Raw genomic sequence first — 21258 nt, 5'->3', positions numbered from 1 at the left:
GGGCGGCGTTGATGGATTGGGTTATGGGCGAGTATCAACTGGCATGGGTTGCTTATCTGATTGCGTTCGTGGTCCTGTACTGGGCCTGGGCGGGCATTGTCGCATGGGTTCCCATCCGTGTTGCCCGTCAGATGCTCAAGGGGTTACTGGCGGTGCTGCTTCTCACCCCGGTTGTCTCCACGGACATGGAGGGGTGGCTTGTGCCTGGATGGCTGAATTTCGCCTACGGCTTCCTGCTTGACCAGGGGGACGAGATGGGGCGAACCCTGTTTAACTTCGCACTCGCGGCGATTGCAATGCTGGTGGTTCTGGCCTTGGATTCAGCCTGGGTGCGCTACCGGCGCCGCTGACAATCCCGGGGAGGACAATAAGCGCCAGCGGATTGTCCCTGCCGTCGTGCCCGCGTGCACAGAGGGCCAACCGATCACTTGTTGGCCCTCTGGTCCTACCTATATACTTCGCCCCTTTAATGTGGCCGGTCCAGTATAGAGTCGTGCCGAAACTGCAATGCTGGCCGCGAAGCAATCCGCAAATCCGAGGTTAACGCAGCCATGAAATTTGAAGGTACCGAGAATTACGTCGCCACCGATGAACTGCAGATGGCGGTCAACGCGGCCATCACCCTGCAGCGGCCGCTGCTGATCAAGGGCGAGCCCGGTACCGGCAAGACCATGCTGGCCGAGGAGATGGCGCGGGGCATCGGTGCCCGGCTGATCCAGTGGCATATCAAGTCAACCACCAAGGCGCAACAGGGACTGTACGAGTACGATGCCGTTTCCCGGCTGCGTGATTCGCAGCTTGGGGATGACAGGGTTCACGACATCTCCAATTACATCGTCAAGGGTAAGCTCTGGGAGGCCTTTGAAGCCGAGGAGCGGGCCGTACTTCTCATCGACGAGATCGACAAGGCCGATATCGAGTTCCCGAACGACCTGCTGCTCGAACTCGATCGCATGGAGTTCTTTGTCTATGAGACCCAGCAGCAGGTTGTGGCGAAGCAGCGGCCGATTGTGGTGATTACCAGTAATAACGAGAAGGAACTGCCGGATGCCTTCCTGCGCCGCTGTTTCTTCCACTACATCGACTTCCCCGATCACGCGACCATGCAGCAGATCGTGGACGTGCACTTCCCCGGCATCCAGCAGCAGCTTGTTCAGGATGCGCTGGAGATCTTCTTCGACGTGCGTCGCGTTCCCGGCCTCAAGAAAAGGCCCTCTACCTCCGAGCTCATTGACTGGCTCAAGCTTCTCATGGCGGATGATCTCGCCCAGAAGGTGATCCAGGACAAGGATACCTCCAACGCGCTGCCGCCACTCTACGGTGCCCTGGTCAAGAATGAGCAGGATGTGCACCTGCTCCAGAAACTGGCATTCATGGCACGCCGTCGTCGCTGATAGGCTGTTACGGTAGGCACATCGACTCATAGCGGGGGCACTATGCTCATCGACTTTTTCCTGGAAGTGCGTCGTGTCGGGGTGCCGGCAAGCCTGCGCGAATTCCTGGACCTGACTGAAGCACTCCAGAAGCGCTTGGCGTTCGCCGACATGGAGGACTTCTACTACCTGAGCCGGCTCTGCCTGGTTAAGGATGAGCGTCACTACGACAAGTTTGACCGGGCCTTTGACACCTATTTCCAGGGGATCGAGAACCTGGATGAACTGCTGGAGCAGATGATCCCCGATGACTGGCTGCGCTCGGAGTTCGAGAAGCATCTCTCCGAAGAGGAAAAGGCAAAGATCGATTCCCTTGGCGGGCTCGAGGAGTTGATCGAGACCTTCAAGAAGCGCATGGACGAGCAGACGGACCGCCATGAAGGGGGCAATAAGTGGATCGGTACCGGTGGCACATCACCCTTCGGGGCCAATGGCTACAACCCGGAGGGTTACCGGATCGGCCAGGAAAAAAGCCGTCACAACCGCGCGGTCAAAGTCTGGGAGAAACGCGAGTATCGCGACCTGGATGACAGCGTTACCATCGGCTCCCGCAACATCAAGGTTGCCCTCAAGCGACTGCGCAAGTTTGCGCGCGAGGGCGCTCCCGAGCACCTGGACATGGATGACACCATCCGCAGCACGGCGCGCAACGGCGGCTATCTGGATCTGAAGATGGTGCCGGAACGCCATAACGCCGTGAAGGTCCTGTTGTTCTTTGATGTCGGCGGTTCCATGGATCCGCACGTTCACGTCTGCGAGGAGCTTTTCTCGGCGTGTCGGGAAGAGTTCAAGCACCTGGAATATTTCTACTTCCATAACTTCATCTACGAAGGCGTATGGAAGGACAACAAGCGCCGGATGCAGGAGATTACTCCCACCTGGGACGTGATTAATACCTACCCGTCCGACTACAAGGTGATCTTTGTGGGCGATGCCAGCATGGCTCCCTATGAAGTCAGCCACCCGGGCGGCTCCATCGAGCACTGGAACCAGGAAGCCGGTTCCACCTGGTTCCAGCGCATAACCGAGCACTTCAGCAAGGTCGTGTGGCTGAACCCCCTCCCGGAAGAATACTGGGGGCAGGGTGGTTCACTGGGGATGATCCAGAAGCTCGTGGGTTATCACATGTACCCGATGAGTCTTGAGGGCCTGGAATCGGCAATGCGTTACATGAGTCGCTAAAGCCGATCGCCGCTGATGACTCAAGGATGAAAACACTTTAAGATCGCGAACCAGAACAATACGAACGCCGAATGACAGGCAAGCCTGAGGAGATAGTTGATGGATATGGAAACGTTTTTCCAGGAAAAATACCCGGCGGGACTCTCGCGGGAGGTTGATACCAAGCAGTACAGCACCATGCTGGACATGTTTGAGAAGTCAGTGGCCCGTTTCGCCGACAGGCCTGCGTTCAGCGGCGTTGGTGTGACGCTGACCTATCGTGACCTCGATCATTACAGCCGTGCCTTTGCGGCCTGGCTCCAGAACGAGACCGATCTGCAGCAGGGCGACCGCATTGCCATCCAGATGCCGAACCTGCCGCAGTACCCGATCGCCATCTACGGTGCCATGCGTGCCGGGCTGGTTGTGGTTAACACCAACCCGCTCTACACCACGCGCGAGATGGAGCACCAGTTCAATGATTCCGGTGCGCGGGCGCTGGTCGTGCTGGCCAACATGGCCAGTAACGTGGAGAAAGTGCTGCCCAATACCGGCCTCGAACACGTGATCGTGACCGAGATTGCCGACCTGCATAAGCCGCTCAAGCGCAAGCTGATGAATTCCGTGGTCAAGCACGTGAAGAAGATGGTGCCTTCCTACAACCTGCCGAAGGCGCATTCTTTCCCGAAGGTGTTGAAACAGGGCGCGAGCAGCACCTATCGGCCGGTGAGCATCCAGCGTGACGATATCGCGGTGCTCCAGTACACCGGTGGTACTACCGGCGTGGCCAAGGGTGCCATGCTGACCCATGCGAACCTGGTCTCGGACCTGTTGCAGGTGAAGCCGATGCTGCTGACCAAGATGGAGGAAGGCAAGGAGACGGTAATCGCGCCACTGCCGCTGTATCACATCTACTCCTTCACCATGAACTGCGGCATTATGCTGGAAACCGGCAACCACAGTGTTCTGATTCCCAATCCGCGGGATATTCCCGGATTCGTGAAGGAGCTTCAGAAGTGGAAGTTCACGGCGGTTCTGGGTCTCAATACGCTCTTTGTCGCGCTCTGCAACAATGAGGACTTCCGCAAGCTGGACTTCAGTTCCCTCAAGGTTACAGCAGCTGGCGGAATGGCACTGACGAAGCCCACTGCGGATCAGTGGCGCCAGGTGACTGGCTGCGAGATCACGGAAGGCTATGGCCTTACCGAAACCTCACCGGTTGTCACGCTGAACCCGCTGGATAATCCCCAGATCGGGACCATTGGTATCCCTATTCCCGGCACCCTGGTGAAGGTCGTTGATGACGAGGGCAATGAGCAGCCGATCGGTGAGCCGGGTGAGCTGTGCGTCAAGGGGCCACAGGTCATGAAGGGCTACTGGCAGCGTCCGGAGGAGACGTCCAAGTCCATTGATGAGGATGGCTGGTTCAAGACTGGTGACGTGGCCCTGATCCAGGATGATGGCTTTATCCGCATCGTGGATCGCAAGAAGGATATGATTCTGGTCTCTGGCTTCAACGTCTATCCGAATGAGATTGAGGACGTTGTGATGGGGCATCCGAAGGTCATGGAGTGTGCGGCCGTGGGTATTCAGGATGACAAGAGTGGCGAGGCCGTTAAGATCTTTGTTGTGGCGAAAGAGGCGGACCTGACTAGCGAAGAGGTTCGGTCCTTCTGTCGCGAGAATCTGACGGCTTACAAGGTTCCCAAGACGGTGGAATTCCGGGATGAACTGCCGAAGAGTAATGTTGGCAAGATTCTGCGGAAGGAGCTGCGTGACAGTTAAGGTTGAGGCCTTGGCTGTTTCCGAAGACCCCGTCCTTGTGGCGGGGTTTTTTGATGGGCCGTCCTCTGGCATTCACCATGTCAGAATCTGGTGCTGGGGCAGGATTGCCGGGGAGGGCTTCCCGGGAACCGCTATAAATACGTCCATGTACGCTGCGCCTCCGCCATCCATGGCTCCGGAGCTTCCCGGGAAGCCCTCCCCGGCAATCCTGCCGTCGATGATTTCCGTTTGACCGAGAGCTGGTATTACGTTGAGTAAGAAAGAACCTGATTGGCGAGCACAAGTTAAACAATCCCTTGGCGATTGCCGCCAGTGGGAAGCCGCGCGTATTCTTCGGTTGCTTGGCCGGGGTAACCCTGAGGCGAAGGATCGGGAGAAGATTGATTCGCTTCTGGCTGACGGTAAGGCGGCGGTTGAGCGGCGTGATGGGTTGGTGCCGGCGATCAGTTATCCGGAATCGCTGCCGGTGGCGGAGCGGGTGGCGGATGTTCGGGGGCTGCTTGAGACCAATCAGGTTGTGATTGTTGCGGGGGAGACGGGGTCGGGGAAGACGACTCAGTTGCCGAAGATTGCGCTCGAAGCGGGGCGTGGGCGGCGAGGGTTGATTGGGCATACGCAGCCTCGGCGGATTGCGGCTCGTACTGTGGCGCAACGGTTGGCGGAGGAGCTGGAGACGCGGGTTGGCGACCGGGTCGGGTACCAGGTGCGGTTCAGTGATCAGTCCAGTGAGAGTTCGCTGGTGAAGGTGATGACGGACGGGATACTGCTCAATGAGCTGACCCGGGACCGGTTCCTGGATCGGTACGACACCATCATCGTGGACGAGGCCCATGAGCGGAGTCTCAATATTGATTTCCTGCTGGGGGCTTTGAAGCGGATTCTGCCCAAACGGCCGGATCTGCGGGTGATTATTACCTCCGCGACCATTGAGCTTGAACGTTTCAGTGCTTTCTTCGGGAATGCGCCGGTGCTTGAAGTGTCGGGGCGGACCTGGCCTGTGGAGGTGCGCTATCGGCCATTGGCGGATCAGGAGGAGGCCGAGGCGGGGTGGCCCGGGGCCATCGAGTCCATTGTCCATGAGATCGAGGACTACGAGCGGGACCAGGGCAAGGGGCCAGGGGATATCCTGGTGTTCCTTCCCGGGGAGCGGGACATCCGGCAGGTGAGCAAGGAATTGCGACACGCGGACCTGCGGCATACCGAAGTGCTGCCTCTCTACGCCCGTCTGAGCAACCAGGAGCAGAACCGCGTTTTCCAGGCCCATGGCGGGCGGCGGATTGTGCTGGCTACCAATGTGGCGGAGACCTCGCTGACGGTTCCGGGTATTCATTATGTGATCGACACCGGCCTGGCTCGGCTGAGTCGCTACAGCGTCCGTTCCAAGATGCAGCGCCTCCCCATTGAGCCCGTGTCCCAGGCGAGTGCCGAGCAGCGTAAGGGGCGTTGTGGGCGGGTTGCGCCGGGGATCTGCTTTCGGCTCTATGATGAGACTGACTTCCTCAACCGCCCGGAGCATACGGACCCGGAGATCCGTCGCACCAACCTCGCCTCGGTGATCCTGCAGATGGTCAACATGGGGCTGGGTGAGGTTAAACGCTTCCCCTTTATCGATCCGCCCGACAGTCGGCTGGTTAACGACGGCTACAAGCTGCTGGAAGAGCTGGGTGCCGTGGATCGCAAGCGAAAGCTGACCAAAGCCGGGCACCGGATGGCGAAACTGCCCGTGGACCCGCGCCTGGCACGTATGCTGATGGCCGGAGAAGAGACCGGAAGCCTGGCGGAAGTGGCCATTATCGCGGCCGGGCTCAGCATCCAGGACCCCCGTGAGCGCCCGGGGGACAGGCAGCAGGCCGCGGATCAGGCGCACGCCGAGTTTTCCGACCCCAGCTCGGACTTCAATGGCCTTCTGAATCTTTGGTCGGCATGGGAGGACCAGCGCCAGGAGCTATCCACGAACCAGCTCCAGAAATGGTGCCGGAAACGCTTCCTCAACTTTCTGCGCATGCGCGAGTGGCGGGATATCCATCGCCAGATTTTGCTGCTGGCGCGCGAGCAGGGAATGCGTCTTAACCAGCAGCCGTCCGACTTTGGCGCGGTTCACCGGGCGCTGCTGGCCGGGCTTCTGGGCAACGTGGCCGTCAAGGAAGAGAAGAACCAGTTCCTGGGGACGCGCAATCGGCGCCTCAAGGTCTTTCCGGGATCCGCACTGGCGAAGAAACCGCCCAAGTGGATCGTTGCAGCGGAGATTGTGGAAACCAGTCAGGTTTTCGCCCGCATGGTGGCGCGCATTGAACCGGAATGGATCGAGCCACTGGCCTCACACGTGGTCAAGCGCCACTATCAGGAGCCCCACTGGGAGAAGACGCGTGCCCAGGTGATCGCGTTTGAATCCGTCACCCTTTACGGCCTTACCGTGGTTTCCGGGCGCCGCGTGGGTTATGCGCGAATTGATCCGGCATTATCCAGAGAGCTTTTCATCCGGCGCGCATTGGTGGAGGGGGAGTACGAGACTCAGGCGCCGTTCGTGGTCGCGAACCGGGAACTGGTGGAGACCGTGGAGTCCCTGGAAGACAAGGTCCGGCGCCGGGACCTCCTGGTGGATGAGGAAACACTGGTTCGCTTTTACACTGAACGCCTTCCCGAGACCATTGTCAGCGGCCGCCACTTTGAAAGCTGGTGGAAGGAGCTGTCGGAAACGGAGCTCAAGGATTTCTATCTGAGCGAGTCGGATGTGCTGCAGCGCTCGCCTGAGGAGGCGGGGGTAACCCTGTATCCGGATGAACTGGAGTGGCACGGGCTGCGCTTCGAGCTCCGGTATCATTTCGAGCCCGGGAGCGCGGAGGATGGCGTCAGTATCCGGGTGCCGCTGATGGCGCTCAAACAGCTGCCCGTTGAACGGCTTGGCTGGCTGGTGCCGGGGCTGCTTCGCGACAAGGCCATTGCCCTGATCAAGAGCCTGCCGAAGTCCCTGCGGCGTAATTTTGTTCCGGTGCCGGATTTTGCGGATGCGGCCCTGGCCAACCTCACGCCCTGTAATGAGCCGCTCACGGAGCGCCTTGGCGCCGAGCTGACGCGCATGACTGGTGTGAAGATCCCCTTGGATGCCTGGGATATTGAGGCGCTGCCGCCGCACCTGCGGATGAATGTCCAGGTTCTTGATGAGCAGGGGAATGTGCTTGATCAGGGCCGTGACGTACAGGCCCTGATTGCCCGCCACGAGGAAGATGCCCACAGGGCGCTGGAAACCAGCATGGACTCGCGGAGCAGTGATGCCGGGCAGGAAGAGACGGGTGAGGCGAGCGACAGGGGCGCCGGGTACTGGCCGGGTGGTGAACTGCCGGAAAGCGTTGAAACCGAACAGGGTGGCATGCGGGTCCGGGTCTATCCGGTGCTCGAGGACGAGGGCCGGGAAGTTCGCGAGAGTCGTGTCCTGGATCCGGTCAGGGCCTGGCATATCAACCGTCGTGGCCTGGCACGGCTGGTCATCAATCGCCTCGGCAATTCGCTGCGTGACCTGGATCGGAAACTGCCTGGTTTCCACGAGGCGGCACTTTTATTTGCACCCGTCGGCCGGAAAAGTGAGCTCCTGGACGATCTCCTGATCGCTACTGCCCAGGCGCATTTTTTCGGGAACGGCGACCTGCCGCGGTCCGAAACGGCGCTGGAGGAGTGTCTGAAACAACGCAAAGGCGATTTCCACCAGGCGCTGGAGGAGAAGAGTCGGCTGCTGCATGAGCTGCTCACGCCCTATCACCAGGTTATGAAAGGGCTCAAGGGCCAGGTTCCCCTGAACGTTGCCCAGAGCATGGCGGACCTGAAGTTCCAGATGGGGCAGCTTATCCATCCAGGGTTCATGGCGGATACGCCGCCCGAGTGGCTGGTCCATTTCCCCCGCTATATGGAAGCGGCGCTGATCCGCCTTGAGAAAATGCCCCGCGAGGCGGGTCGTGAAAGAGCCTTCCTGGCCGAGTTTGCGCCATTCTGGCAGCGCTATGTGGAAAGGCGTCAGGCACTGGCGACCCAGGGCATTGAGGATGAGGCCCTGATTACCTATCGGTGGATGCTGGAGGAATACCGTGTCTCCTATTTCGCACAGCAGCTGGGGACAGCCGTCTCGGTTTCGCCACAGCGCCTGAACCGGCAGTGGGAAAAGGTGCGTCGGTAATCCCCTACGACTGACAGTGGAAATCTCTGTGTTACTATTTGGGGCAACCAACAACAAACGGAGTCTGCCGTGACCAGAGCAGTAATCAGCGCCACCGGGTTGTTCTCACCCCCCCAGGTTATCGATAACGACGAACTGGTCGAGTCGTTCAACACCTATGTGCACCGGTATAACGAGCGCAATGCGGAGGCCATTGAGAAAGGGGAGCTTACTGCCCTTGAGCCTTCTGCATCCGCCTTTATTGAAAAAGCATCCGGAATCAAGCGCCGCCATGTGATGGACAAGGACGGCATCCTGGACCCGGAACGCATGCGGCCCTCCATCCCCCAGCGCCCCAACAGCGAGTACGGTATACAGTGCGAAATGGGGATGAAGGCATCCCGGGAAGCATTGGAGCGTGCCGGTTTTGCGGCTTCGGACGTGGATGCGGTGATTGTCGCGTGCTCGAATCTGGAGCGCCCCTATCCGGCGGTTGCCGTTGAGCTTCAGGATGCGCTTGGCATTGAGGGCTTCGCCTACGACATGAACGTGGCGTGCAGTTCCGCCACCTTTGGCATTCAGGCAGCAGCCGATTCCATTGCCAACGGCCATGCCCGGGCGATCCTGGTGGTCAGTCCGGAAATCTGCAGTGCGCACCTGAACTTCCGGGATCGGGACAGCCACTTCATCTTCGGCGACGCCTGCACGGCGGTTCTGGTCCAGGCTGCGGAAGATGTGCCGGAAGGTCGGGGCTTTGATGTTCTGGGCTCACGTCTCAAGACCCGGTTTTCCAACAACATCCGCAATAACTTCGGGTTCCTCAACCGCGCCGACGAATCCGGCATCGGTCAACCGGACAAGCTGTTCGTCCAGGAAGGCCGCAAGGTGTTCAAGGAGGTCTCTCCACTGGTCGCCGAACTGATCGGCGAGCACCTGGAGTCCCTGGGGCTGCAGACGGACCAGCTCCGGCGTCTCTGGCTTCATCAGGCGAACCTCAACATGAATGAGCTCATCGCCAAGCGCGTCCTTGGACATGAACCCGGGGAAAACGAGGCGCCTGTGATCCTGGACGAATACGCCAATACCAGTTCGGCCGGCTCAATCATCGCATTCGACCAGTACCAGGATGATCTGACGGCCGGTGATCACGGGGTTATCTGCTCGTTTGGTGCGGGCTATTCCATCGGTAACGTGGTGGTGCGCAAGCGCTGAGCGCACCCACAAGGACCGGCTAACCGGCGCTCAGCTCCCGTAGCCGATCGGGAAGGGGCGTCGGGCGTCCGGCGTCGTGGTCGATCCAGACGACCTTGGCCTCACCAGTCGCATAGATGGTGCCATCCTCGGCGTCCACCACCTGGTAGCGTGTTTCCAGGCTGCTGTTACCCGCACGCCCCGTGTAGACCTCGACCCGTATTGTTGCCGGGTAGGTGAGTTCCTGGCGGAAGGTGGCGCTGGTGGTGACAATAACCGGGCCGTCTCCCTGACCGTCCGCGGTAAGGGCCTGTTCGGCGAACCAGCGGATCCGCGCCTCTTCAAAAAAACGGAAATAAACCGTATTGTTCACGTGACCGTACGCATCCAGATCGCCCCAACGAACGGGAAAGGTTTCACTGTGCACGAAACGGCCCTGAATGGCCTGTTCTGACATTGGATACCTCCTGGTTTGGAGGCCTGATTGTAGAAATCGCCTGGCCGATTTCAATCCCCTGTGCCGAAAAGGACCAAGAAATATGAGGAGACGACTCTTTCCCGGTGGGCTGGTACTGCTCATGGCGGGCAGCGCGCTCGCACAGGCCCCTGGGGACCCGGACTCGACCCTTCCCGAGGGCGTGGACAGCAGCACCGTTGCCGACAGTAGCGCCTATGACGATGACGATCCCTGGGAGGGATTCAATCGGGGCGTTTTCCGGTTCAATGAGGTAATCGACCGTAACCTGGCAAAACCGGTTGCCAGAGGGTATAACGCGGTTACGCCGACGCCGGTGAACACGGGTGTTTCCAATTTTTTCAATAACCTGGGTGAACTGAACAATATTTCCAACAGCCTGTTCCAGGCCAAGGGTGAAGCGGCCCTGATTTCCACCGGCCGGTTCGTCTTCAATTCCACCTTCGGGATCCTGGGGCTGTTTGACGTCGCCAGCTATATGGAGTTGCCGGAACAGGAGGAAGACTTCGGGCAGACTCTGGGGTACTGGGGAGTTGATACCGGGCCCTACCTGGTTCTCCCGTTTCTGGGGCCCTCGACGGTCCGGGATTCCGCCGGAATGGGGGTGGATTATTTCAATCCCGATGGTTGGGATCTGATTGAAAGCCCGGAGAGCTATTATGCCATCGGGCTCTATGCCGTGGATCTGCGCGCCTCCCTGCTGAGTTATGAGGACCGGATTACGGGTGATCGGTACAATTTCATTCGAAATACCTATCTGCAACGCAGAAACTACCTGGTCAACGATGGTGTGGTTGAAAATGACCCCTTTGCCGAGCAGGACGAGGATCTGATGCTCGATGATTTCTGACCGGCATCGGGAGAGGCATAAAGCCGGGTTCAGCGCTATCCTTCCAGGAGTGAAACTGATCGGAGCCAATTATGCGCGGTAAGATTGCCCAGTATCGCAAGCAGCTTGAACAGGCCCAGACCTACGAGCAGTGGAAAGCGGCGGCCCTGGAACTGGATTACCTGGAGGGCAATGTTGAGTGGAAGGAGGAGTTCGCCTCTGACCTGTACAACTACAATCTCATCTACGACCGCCTGCGCGAGCTTCGCCAGTACCACCAGACCGGCGATTACAGCCGGCTCAAGCGGGCAATCCGCGAGGGCCTTCACCATGACCTGGGTGATATCTCCAATCCGGCGCTCTACCACAACAGCTATGTTGGCACCAAGCACCTGATCGAGGAATACATCAACCAGGTCTGCGACTCCATCAACCTGCTGTGTGACAACCCGGTCCCCGGACTCCCGGAGAATGAGAAGATCGGCTTCTTCAAGGACACCCTGCTCAGCTATGGCCGGCCGGCCCTGCTGTTGAGTGGTGGCGCAACGCTGGGGCTCTTCCATCTTGGCGTGATCCGGACCCTGTGGGAGCGGGATCTGCTGCCGCAGGTGATATCAGGGTCCAGTGCGGGCGCCGTGATGGCCGCCATGCTGGGCACCACGCCGGATGATGAGCTCGATACGCTGCTCAAGCCGGAGAATCACAACCTCAAGGCCTGGCGCTGGAAGGGACTGATGAACGGGCTGCGCGGTGCCGGTTTCATGGATCAGGAAACCCTTCAGGAATGCCTGCGCGAGAACATCGGAGAGTTCACCTTCGAAGAGGCGTTCCAGCACACGGGGCGCTCCATCAATGTGAGCGTGTCCTCCGACCAGGGGCATCATGGCGCGCGTCTGCTGAGCGGTTATACATCCCCCTACATGCTGGTCTGGAGCGCGGCCCTGGCGTCGTCGGCCGTACCCGGGGTGTTTCCGCCCGTGCAGCTCCAGAAGAAGGATCACCAGGGCGCAACCGTGCCCTACATGCCCCGGCTGCGCTTCGTGGATGGGTCCGTGGTGAGCGACCTGCCCAGGGAGCGGCTGATGCACCTCTACGACGTGAACTTCACTCTGGTCAGCCAGACCAACCCCCACGTGGTTCCATTCCTCAAGATCAATGAGGGCAAGCACAAGGAGGGCATCACGCATCTGCCGATGCACCTGCTGAGATCCGAGGTCCAGTTCCACGGGCGGGGGATGTTTGATTTTCTGCGCAAACGGGTCCGTCCCGAGCTGGCACGGCAGATCTGCGGCCAGATGTATACCATCATGTCCCAGCAGTATCAGGGCGATGTCACCATTGCGCCACGCTATCGGGTTCGCCATTTCCGGCGGATGATGTCCAATCCGTCTCCCGAGTTCGTCAAGGAGATGATGCTGGAGGGCCAGAGGGCCACCTGGCCGCTGATCTCCCAGATCCGCACCCATGCGCGTATCTCGCGCACGCTGGAGGGCTGTATCCGCCGGTTGCGGACCCACAACCGCAAGGGCGCCGACCTGCATGTGATCGCCAGCTGAGTCCCGTCCTGTGTACGCGCGGGCTTTGTAGCGCTATCATTGGCGCCCCCGAACACAGGCGGAATCCGCGCGAATGATCGACGACCAGACCAAGGACGTAATCCAGCAGGCCTATCGCGCCGTCCTTGCTGGCAAGGACATCCGCGCCCGCTACGGACAGCGCCTGATGATTGCCGAGATTGCCCGGTACCTCGGTGAGATCACCGAGCACGATGGCCTCCGCACCTCCCCCCACAAGACCTGTGTACTGGAGGCGGGGACCGGCACCGGCAAAACCCTTGCCTACCTGCTTGCCGCTGTCCCCATTGCCCAGGCGCTTGGCAAGCAATTGGTGGTCACCACGGCCACCGTGGCGCTGCAGGACCAGATCGTCAGCAAGGACCTGCCTGACCTGAAGGAGCACTCAGGGCTCGACGTGAGTTGGTCCCTGGCGAAGGGACGCGGTCGTTACCTGTGTTTGTCCAAACTCGAGCAACGCCTCCACGGTCACGGCAATGGCGACAGTGACACCATGCCCCTGTTCATGACCGAGAGCCGGGATCAGGCCCCGGCGGAAACCCGGGCCTTCCATGAACGCCTGCTGTCGGCCTACGGTTCCAGGGAATGGGATGGCGACCGTGATCACTGGCCGGATCACATTCCGGATGAGATCTGGCGAGGGGTTACCACGGACCACCGCCAGTGCACCAACCGCCACTGCAGTTACTTTGACAGTTGCCCCTTTTTCTCGGCGCGCTCGGAACTGGAAGACGCCGATGTCATTGTTGCCAATCACGACCTGGTGCTCGCGGACCTGGCACTGGGTGGCGGCGCCATCCTGCCCAAGCCGGAAGACACCATCTACATCTTCGATGAGGCTCACCACCTGCCTGAGAAGGCACTCGGCCACTTCGCGGCGTCACTGGGCCTGGAAGGAACACGGCAATGGCTCAAGACAATGACCCAGACCCTTTCCGGCTTTCTGCCCTGGCTGCCGCCGGACTCCGAGCCCGGGAAAGCCATTGAGAAGCTGACAAGCCTGGCCCGGGAAGTGGATCCGATGCTGGCGGGGCTCTACGAATGGCTTGAGAGCAATACACCCTGGGAAGCCGAGGGCGATCCTGAGAACAGCCAATACCGGTACCCCGGTGGTCAACTCCCGGAGGCGCTGACGCAGCAGCTTTCCGAACTGCAGCAGGTCCAGGTCCAGATGACGCGGCGGCTGGATCAGCTCGCGGATGCCGTGGAAGAGGGGCTGGATGAGCGCCGCGAGGGTGCCGTGGACCGGGAAACCGCGGAAGCCTGGTATCCGGTGATCGGCCAGCTCCACGCTCGCAGCGAAGAGCAACTGAGGCTCTGGCAGGCCTATACCGAGGCATTGCCGGAGGCCGACCCGGATGACCAGGGCGCCACGCCGCCGGCCCCCGCTCGCTGGCTCTCAAGGCGGGGCAGTGGCGATGATGGGGAAATCACCCTCTACAGCAGCCCCGTGCTTGCCGACAATGTCCTGTTCAGCCGGCTGTGGAGCCGGTGCTTCGGTGCCGTGCTGACCTCGGCGACGCTGACGGCCCTCGGCCAGTTCGATCGGCTTCAGATGCGCGCGGGATTGCCTGCGGACAGTCGCTGTCTGGTCATTCCGTCAGCCTTTCGCTACCAGGAAAACGCTACCGTGGAAGTTCCCGCCAGCAGTATGGAGCCGGGAGACAGTGAAACCTTCGCGGCCCGTATTGCGGACTCGCTCCCCTCGGTGCTCGAGCGCGACAGCGCGGCACTGGTGCTGTTCACGGCACGCCGCCAGATGCATCGCGTGCGGGATTCGCTGGACGAGTACTGGCGGGACCGGGTCATTACCCAGGATGACTATACGCGCGCCGAAGTCCTCGAACGCCACAGGCAACGGGTGGATCAGGGCGAGGTGTCCATCCTGTTCGGGGTGGCAAGCTTTGCTGAGGGCATCGACCTGCCGGGTGAGTATCTTGAACATGTGGTGATCACCCGGCTCCCGTTCTCGGTACCGGATGATCCCATTGAAGCAAGTCTGGCGGAATGGATCAGCGCGCGCGGCGGCAATCCCTTTATGGAGATCAGCGTGCCCGATGCCTCCATCCGACTGGTACAGGCGGCGGGCCGGCTGCTGCGCAGTGAGACGGACACCGGGCGGATTACCATTCTGGACCGGCGCATCATCACCCGCCGTTACGGCCAGCTCCTGCTGGACGCACTGCCTCCGTTCCGGCGCATTATCGCGGCCTGAGCAGAGGCAGTGGCTTCGCCCGTTACGCGGGATCTTCCCGAGGGGCTTCCAGTGGCGCGACCAGCCCCTGCTGGCGAGCCATGGCGTACGCGGATTTCGGTCCTGTCCAGAGCGAGGGCAGCAGGATCAGTGAGACCGGTATGGCCGTGATCACGATGAACTGCTGGAGTGAACTGATCTGGCCCTCGCCCATGTAAAGCAGGATGGCCGCCATCAATGCCATGGCAACCCCCCAGAATACCCGCACCAGGACGTTGGGCTGATCGTGGCCGGTGGCGACAACGGAGATGGAATAGCTCATCGAATCGCCCGTGGTCGCCACGAAAATCGTGGTCAGGACCAGGATGGCCACGGCCATGAAGGCGCCGCCGGGCAGTTCCTGGGCTACCGTCAGGGTCGCCACGTCGAACTGGAAATTATTGAGCGCTTCAGTGAGGTCGATCGCTCCGGTCATCTGGTAGAAGATGCCGGAGCCGCCCAGCAGCGTGAACCAGACCGTGGTGGCCACTGGTGCCATTACGCCAACCGCGAGAATCATCTGGCGGATGCTGCGGCCCCGGGATATGCGGGCCACAAAGATGGCCATCAGTGGTCCGTAACCGATAAACCAGGAGAAGAAGAAGACCGTCCACCACTTCATCCACCAGTCCGGCGCCGTCTCCGAGGTAACTGTACTCATGGCGAAGAAGGACGTGATGTACTCTCCGAAGCCCTGGGTGAAGCTGTTGGTCAGGAACAGGGTGGGGCCGAAGACGAAGATGACGGCGGCAATGATCAGGGCCAGTATCACATTGACGCGGCTCAGGAACTGGATGCCCTTATGGATACCGGTGACCGCGGAGGTGACATAGAGAGCCCCGAGAGCCACAAGGATCGCCAGTTGGGTGCCGTAGCTGTCGGGGAGCCCGAACAGCGTCTCAAAGCCGTAACTGACCTGGGTTGCCAGGAAGCCAATGGGGCCAACCGTTCCGGCCACGACCGCGATCACGCAGCACGCGTCCACCAGGCCACCGAACCAGCCTGTCATCACCCTTTGCCCAAACACCGGGTAAAGCAGGGTTCTCGGGCGCAGGGGGTGGCCGTTGTCATAGTGGGCATGAGCCAGGACCACAGCGGTGAGCGACCCCAGGATGGCCCAGGCAAGAAAGCCCCAGTGCATGAACGACTGGGCCAGGGCAGGGGCAACCGCGGCGGAAGTACCTGCCTCAGTGCCGAATGCCGGTGGCGTGACAACGAAGTGGTACACCGGTTCGCCGGCGGCGAAAAATACGCCCCCACCGGCAAGCAGGGTGCACATGATCATGGACAGCCACCGGAAGGTGGTGAACTCCGGATAGGAGCGGTTGCCCACAAGCGCGCTGGCGGCCGGCGACATGGCAACACCCAGCGCGATGAAAAAGGTGGCCAGCAGCAGGAGCTGGAAATAGGAGCCAAGGGTGGCAGCCGTCCAGGCAAAGCCGGCGCCAATGCCATCGGAGACCATGTTGATGTCGAATATCGACAGGGCGACGAAAAGAACAATGAACCCGGCGCTCAGACCCAGAACGACTGGATCGCCGAGTTTCCCCAGTGTTCCCGGGGCGGCGTTGCTGTGTTCGCTGTTCATGCTGGGAGCCTTGGTCTAGAGAGAATGAAGCGCGGGATGATGACAGGACTGTTATAAAATTCAACGGCGGAAAGACATAAAAAAAGGCCATCACAATGGTGATGGCCCAGAAGGAGGAGCTCAGTGAGGAGAAATCTGAAAGGCCTGAAATCAGAATTCGTTGCCTCTTTGATGTTGCCCACTTTAGGGGGGTAGGGGGCGTAGAGGGATCGTCCAAAGGGCGTAATCCGGGCGTAAAGCGTCAAAAATGTGATCTGTATCACATTATTCGAGCAGGCCAAGCTCCCGCGCCCTTGCCAGCGCCCCGGTTCGGCTGGTTGCCCCGAGTTTTCCGTACAGGTTGCGGATATGGGCTTTGACGGTGGTCTGGGCGACCGCCATCCGCCGGGCAATTTCCTTGTTGGCGTGCCCGGCATAGATCAATTGAAGCACTTCCACCTCCCGCTGGCTCAGAGGCTCGACGAGGGCGTCGGCTGCGGTCTTCCGGGTGGGGGCGGGTGTTTCTGCCTGCGGTGGAGACTCTCCTGCATCCGGAAGTAATGGCTCAAGTTCCCGCAGGAAGCTGGAGGGAAGGCCGCTCTTGTCCATTCTCCGGAATATCCGGGTCAGGTCGCCCCCCTCTTCCACGAAAAGGCGCAGGAAGTGATCCCGTGATGCGAGCTCCAGGCCCCTGTAAAGCATGGTGCAGGCCTGTTCCTGCTGGTTCTGCGCCTCAAGGCAGGTTGCGTAGAGCGCCAGGAGCTCGATCAGGTGCTTGATGTGGCGCCCTCGCTCCGTGGATAACCTCAGCGGCGCAAGCGTATTAATGGCTTCATCGCCGTGGCCTTCCGCGAGCTGAACGCGTGCCAGCCCGATCTGGGCCTGCTCCCGGTTGATGGGATTACGGTACTGACTGTTTTCCAGGCGCTCCCGCCAGGCGCTTGCCGCCTCGGTATCGCCCAACGCCAGCAGGCAGCGTACGTGCAGTGCCTCCAGGCAGGGGGGTTCGAAGAGTATGGCATCGCGCTTCTGGTTCTGAACGCGTTCGGCATCTTCCAGGTAGTCAATGGCCTCCCCATAGTCCCCCCTCGAAAATGCCAGGTGGGCCCTGGTGTACTGTATGACCACGTGCTGCCCCGGCTCGGTCCCGGACTCAAGGTGGGGAAGGAGCGGTGTCAGATAGGTTTCCGCCAGCGTCAGGTCATTCTTCTCGCGGTAGATCTGGACCATGGCGCTGTTCTGCCAGCAGGACACCAGGCGTGGCTGCTGGGGGTCGGTGTGATAGCTGTTCACCCATTCCCGCACACTGGTGCCTATATCCAGCGCCCGATCCATTTCCCCCTGGTAAAAAAGAATCCAGGCCAGCAGACCGCCACTGGAGAGGGTTGTCGCGTGCTTTTTCTCCTTCTTTCCGTGTTCAATGGCGGATTCGAGCGCCGTTGTGGCACTGGCAAGATCCCCGTTGGCGTAACAGTCCAGGCCAATCCCGTAATAGGTCACGGATTTCAGGGGAATGTTCGTGTGGTCAATGTCCCTGAGTACCTGCTGGGTGAGGTCCTGGGCGCTGGAGTGGTCACTGCGCGTACGCGCCATGTAGGAGCGGATCAGCGCAATCTCGCTGTGAAGGGCCAGCGCCACATCCGCGTTGTGGTGAGACCCCGCCACCCGGGTATCAAGAAGGTCTTCCAGCTGCTCGAGCAATGGCTCAATGTTGTTCAGCCGGTTCAGGAAGAACAGGGCCCAGATCTGGAGCATCAGCAGCCGGGGATTGGATGTGGTGCGCTCGTCGGGGAGGTACTGGAGCCAGCGGTGCACCAGTTCGTGGAACCCCGCGTGGATCAGGTTGTTGCCATAGAGCTCCAGGACTTCCTCGAGCCAGTCCCAGTCCTCCAGCTCAATCAACTGGATGATGGCTTCCTGCAGGTAATCCTGGTCCAGGAGCCAGCGGATGGCGCGCGCCTGGAGCGTCTGGTAGCGGTCGGGATCGCTCTGCTTGAGGCGCAGGCTCAGCGCTTCGCGGAACAGGTCGTGAAGGCGGAACCACTCGTTGCGCGTATCCAGTGGGATGATGAAAAGGTTGGCGGCAACCAGTTGATCCAGGAGGGACTGGCTGTCCTCCCGCTCCATCATGCTGTTGCACAGCGAGGCGCAGAGCCGGCGGCAGACTGAGCAATCAAGCAGGAACTCGCGGAGTTCCGTGGGCTGGCGTTCCAGGATCTCCGTGAGGATGTAGTCATTGATCTGCTTGCTGTCACCGCCGTCTCCCAGAACCTCCGACGCGGTTCCCGGATCATTCCGGTCGTTGCCGGAGAGTGCCGCAAGCTGCATGGCGGCGGCCCAGCCTTCGGTTCTGTGCCAGAGGCGTCGGATCGATTGCTCGTCCAGGGCCATTCCCATGTAATCGTTGAAGAACGCGGAGCATTCGGTTTCCGAGAAGGCCAGATCGCTGGCGTGCAGGGCATTCATCCAGCCTTTTACCTGCCATTTTGACAGCGGCAGGGGTGGCTCCGTGCGTGACAGCAGAACCAGATGCAGTGATGGCGGGCCGTGCTCAATAAGGAAGGTCATCTGACGGTGGATCCGCGGATCCTGTATGAGATGGTAATCATCCAGAATAAGGCCGCAGAAGGGGATTGCTTCCTGAATCAGGGCATTGATCAGGGCAGTAATGGCGCCTTCAAGGTGCTGCTCGTCGTCAGCGTTCAGGTAGTGGTGGATATCATCCCGGTGGGGAAGCACCGTCTGCTCAAGGGCACCGATGAAATAGGTCCAGAACCGCCTTGGTTCATCGTCATGGTCATCGAGGGAGAGCCAGGCAACGGCGGAAGCCTGCTGGTCACACCACTGGTTGACCAGCGTCGTCTTTCCGTAGCCGGCCGGAGCGGTGATGGCGGTCAGGCGTCTACCGGGCGTGGCCTCCATCCGGGAGAGCAGTCTGGGCCGGGCAACGGCACGGGGGTCCACCGCAGGGCGCATGAATTTGGTCGCCAGTAACATCTTTAGGCAGTCCGTCGTCCCGTTGGGTACACTGTTTGCATTGTCAGGGCTCGCCGATGGATGTCAACCCGCTGAAGTAAAGGTAATAATAGGCTACATTCTTATAGCCAAATAACGATAATGGAGCCCGAAAGGCCATGAAGCTTCAGCAGCTGCGCTATATCTGGGAAGTTGCGCACCACGACCTCAATGTTTCCGCCACGGCAGCGGAGCTGTTTACCTCGCAACCGGGTATCTCGAAGCAGATCCGGATGCTGGAGGATGAGCTGGGCGTGGAGATCTTTGCCCGATCCGGAAAACACCTTACGCGGATTACGCCCGCCGGGGAAAGCATTATACGTGAAGCCGGGGAAATTCTGCGTCGCAGTGAAGGAATCCGTCGCATTGCGTTGGAGTTCAGCGACCAGAAAAAGGGGGAACTGCGTATCGCAACGACCCATACCCAGGCTCGATACGCGCTTCCGACCCTGATCCAGGGCTTTATGGGGGATTATCCGGACGTCACCCTGCATATGCACCAGGGAACGCCCTGGCAGATCTCGGAAATGGCAGCCAACGGCGTTGTTGATTTTGCGATTGCCACCGAGGCGATGGAGCAGTTCCATGATCTGATCATGATGCCCGGATACCGCTGGAACCGCTGTGTTGTTGTGCCTCGCGGGCATCCGTTGGCCGAGCTCAAGACCCTCACCCTGGAGGCCCTGGCGGAACATCCCCTGGTGACCTATGTGCTGGGCTTTACGGGGCGCTCACGCCTGGATGAAGCCTTCCATGCCCGGGGACTGACGCCACGGGTCGTGTTCACGGCTTCGGATGCGGACGTCATCAAGACGTACGTCAGGCTGGGTCTTGGCGTGGGGATCGTGGCGCATATGGCTCACGACCCGAAGGTGGATACCGATCTGGTGGCGCTGGATGCCCAGCACCTGTTCGAGTCCAGCACCACCCGCATCGCCTTCCGCAAGGGCACCTTCCTGCGGGCCTACATGGTCGACTTCATCCAGCGGTTTGCGCCGCACCTCAGCCGCGAGCTGATCGAAGCGGCGGCGCAGCGCACCTCCCAGGAGGAGCTGGATGAGCTGTTCAAGGACGTGGTGCTGCCGGTCTACTGACTGGTGATCAGGTTGGCGGAATGGAGGCCGCACTCCTTCTTGGTGGCCTCTTCCCACCACCAGCGGCCTTCACGCTCATGCTGCCCGGGCAGGATCGGGCGGGTGCAGGGCGCGCAGCCAATGCTCACATAACCCTGGTCGTGAAGGGCGTTGTAGGGAACCTCCATGGTGCGGATGTAATCCCATACGTCCTTGGACGACCAGTTGGCCATGGGATTGAACTTCACCAGGGGCCCATTCCGGCCCGCGAAGGCCGTGTCCTGCTGCACCACCGGAACATCGTTGCGCGTGTCCGGGCTCTGGTCCCGGCGCTGCCCCGTGATCCAGGCATCCAGCGTGCTGAGCTTGCGCCGCAGCGGATCGACCTTGCGGATGCCGCAGCATTCCTCGTGACCATCCTCGTAGAAGCTGAACAGGCCCTTGCTGTTGACGAGGTTCTGCACGGCGCTTGTGTCCGGAAACAGGATCTCCAGATCCAGGTTGTAGTGCTTGCGGACGCGTTCCACGAATTCATAGGTTTCCGGGTGCAGGCGCCCTGTATCCAGATTGAACACGCTGAAGGGTTTTTTCAGGCTGTGAGCCATGGCGATGAGCGCCACGTCCTCGGCGCCGCTGAAGGAAATGGCAATATGGTCAAACTGCTCCAGCGCGGTCTTGATGATCCTGCGCGGCGAGGCGTCCGCCAGCTCTTCATTCAGTGCTTCGACATCCATAGGTGACTCGTGGGTCGGTGATTGTTAACGGTTTCGGGATGTGG

Annotated in this window: 13 protein-coding genes and 1 pseudogene; 10 read left to right on the top strand and 4 right to left on the bottom strand. The window is 60.3% G+C overall.

The genetic code is table 11. From position 1 onward, the window contains the following. Positions 1-11: 11 nt before the first annotated feature. The 6 genes from DES49_RS08280 (at position 12) to DES49_RS08255 (ending at position 9735) form a co-directional block, all read left to right on the top strand. Positions 12-350, top strand: a complete 339-nt coding sequence (locus tag DES49_RS08280; protein WP_133735938.1) for a hypothetical protein — start codon at positions 12-14, stop codon at positions 348-350. A gap of 201 nt (positions 351-551) precedes the next feature. After that, positions 552-1394 (top strand): AAA family ATPase, encoded by an 843-nt coding sequence (locus DES49_RS08275; RefSeq protein WP_133735937.1) that lies wholly within the window; start codon positions 552-554, stop codon positions 1392-1394. Between the two features lie 42 nt (positions 1395-1436). Continuing rightward, positions 1437-2615 carry a vWA domain-containing protein gene (locus DES49_RS08270; RefSeq protein WP_133735936.1) on the top strand — a complete coding sequence of 393 codons (1179 nt, stop codon included), beginning with the start codon at positions 1437-1439 and terminating at the stop codon, positions 2613-2615. Positions 2616-2714: 99 nt separating this feature from the next. Continuing rightward, complete coding sequence (locus DES49_RS08265) at positions 2715-4379, top strand: AMP-binding protein (RefSeq protein WP_133735935.1); 1665 nt, start codon at positions 2715-2717, stop codon at positions 4377-4379. Positions 4380-4629: 250 nt separating this feature from the next. Beyond that, entirely contained in the window at positions 4630-8544 is a 3915-nt protein-coding gene (gene hrpA, locus DES49_RS08260; protein WP_133735934.1) for an ATP-dependent RNA helicase HrpA, read from the top strand. Between the two features lie 69 nt (positions 8545-8613). Next, on the top strand, positions 8614-9735 hold the full coding sequence (locus DES49_RS08255; protein WP_243864972.1) for a beta-ketoacyl-ACP synthase III: 1122 nt from the start codon (positions 8614-8616) through the stop codon (positions 9733-9735). A 19-nt stretch (positions 9736-9754) separates the two neighbouring features. Here DES49_RS08255 and DES49_RS08250 read toward each other — a convergent pair whose 3' ends face one another. Beyond that, the gene (locus DES49_RS08250; RefSeq protein ID WP_133735932.1) at positions 9755-10171 is read right to left on the bottom strand and encodes an acyl-CoA thioesterase; all 417 of its coding nucleotides are present in this window, start codon (positions 10169-10171) and stop codon (positions 9755-9757) included. An 82-nt stretch (positions 10172-10253) separates the two neighbouring features. Here DES49_RS08250 and DES49_RS08245 point away from each other — a divergent pair, with 82 nt between their 5' ends. From DES49_RS08245 to dinG, 3 genes are all read left to right on the top strand, one after another. Further along, positions 10254-11039, top strand: coding sequence for an MlaA family lipoprotein (locus tag DES49_RS08245; RefSeq protein ID WP_243864970.1), 786 nt, complete (start codon positions 10254-10256; stop codon positions 11037-11039). 71 nt (positions 11040-11110) lie between these two features. Next, positions 11111-12574, top strand: a complete 1464-nt coding sequence (locus DES49_RS08240; RefSeq protein WP_133735931.1) for a DUF3336 domain-containing protein — start codon at positions 11111-11113, stop codon at positions 12572-12574. A 73-nt stretch (positions 12575-12647) separates the two neighbouring features. Beyond that, positions 12648-14807: an ATP-dependent DNA helicase DinG gene (dinG, locus tag DES49_RS08235; RefSeq protein WP_133735930.1), complete on the top strand. Its 2160-nt coding sequence runs from the start codon at positions 12648-12650 to the stop codon at positions 14805-14807. A 22-nt stretch (positions 14808-14829) separates the two neighbouring features. Here the strand turns inward: dinG and DES49_RS08230 are convergent, their stop codons facing one another. Next, entirely contained in the window at positions 14830-16413 is a 1584-nt protein-coding gene (locus DES49_RS08230; protein WP_133735929.1) for a BCCT family transporter, read from the bottom strand. A gap of 264 nt (positions 16414-16677) precedes the next feature. Beyond that, positions 16678-19389: a winged helix-turn-helix domain-containing protein gene (locus DES49_RS08225; RefSeq protein WP_133735928.1), complete on the bottom strand. Its 2712-nt coding sequence runs from the start codon at positions 19387-19389 to the stop codon at positions 16678-16680. A gap of 137 nt (positions 19390-19526) precedes the next feature. Between DES49_RS08225 and cysB the strand changes: the two genes are divergently transcribed. Continuing rightward, positions 19527-20501: an HTH-type transcriptional regulator CysB gene (gene cysB, locus DES49_RS08220; protein WP_133735927.1), complete on the top strand. Its 975-nt coding sequence runs from the start codon at positions 19527-19529 to the stop codon at positions 20499-20501. Here cysB and DES49_RS08215 read toward each other — a convergent pair. Next, positions 20495-21217 (bottom strand): annotated as a pseudogene (locus tag DES49_RS08215) (phosphoadenylyl-sulfate reductase); the annotation flags it as partial. The gene cysB and the pseudogene DES49_RS08215 sit on opposite strands and share 7 nt — an antisense overlap. Positions 21218-21258: the final 41 nt, after the last annotated feature.

Source organism: Halospina denitrificans (genome assembly GCF_004364635.1).
Taxonomy (GTDB): domain Bacteria; phylum Pseudomonadota; class Gammaproteobacteria; order Pseudomonadales; family Oleiphilaceae; genus Halospina; species Halospina denitrificans.
The sequence above is the reverse complement of the archived record's forward strand: the minus strand, read 5'-3'. Positions and strand labels throughout refer to the sequence as shown.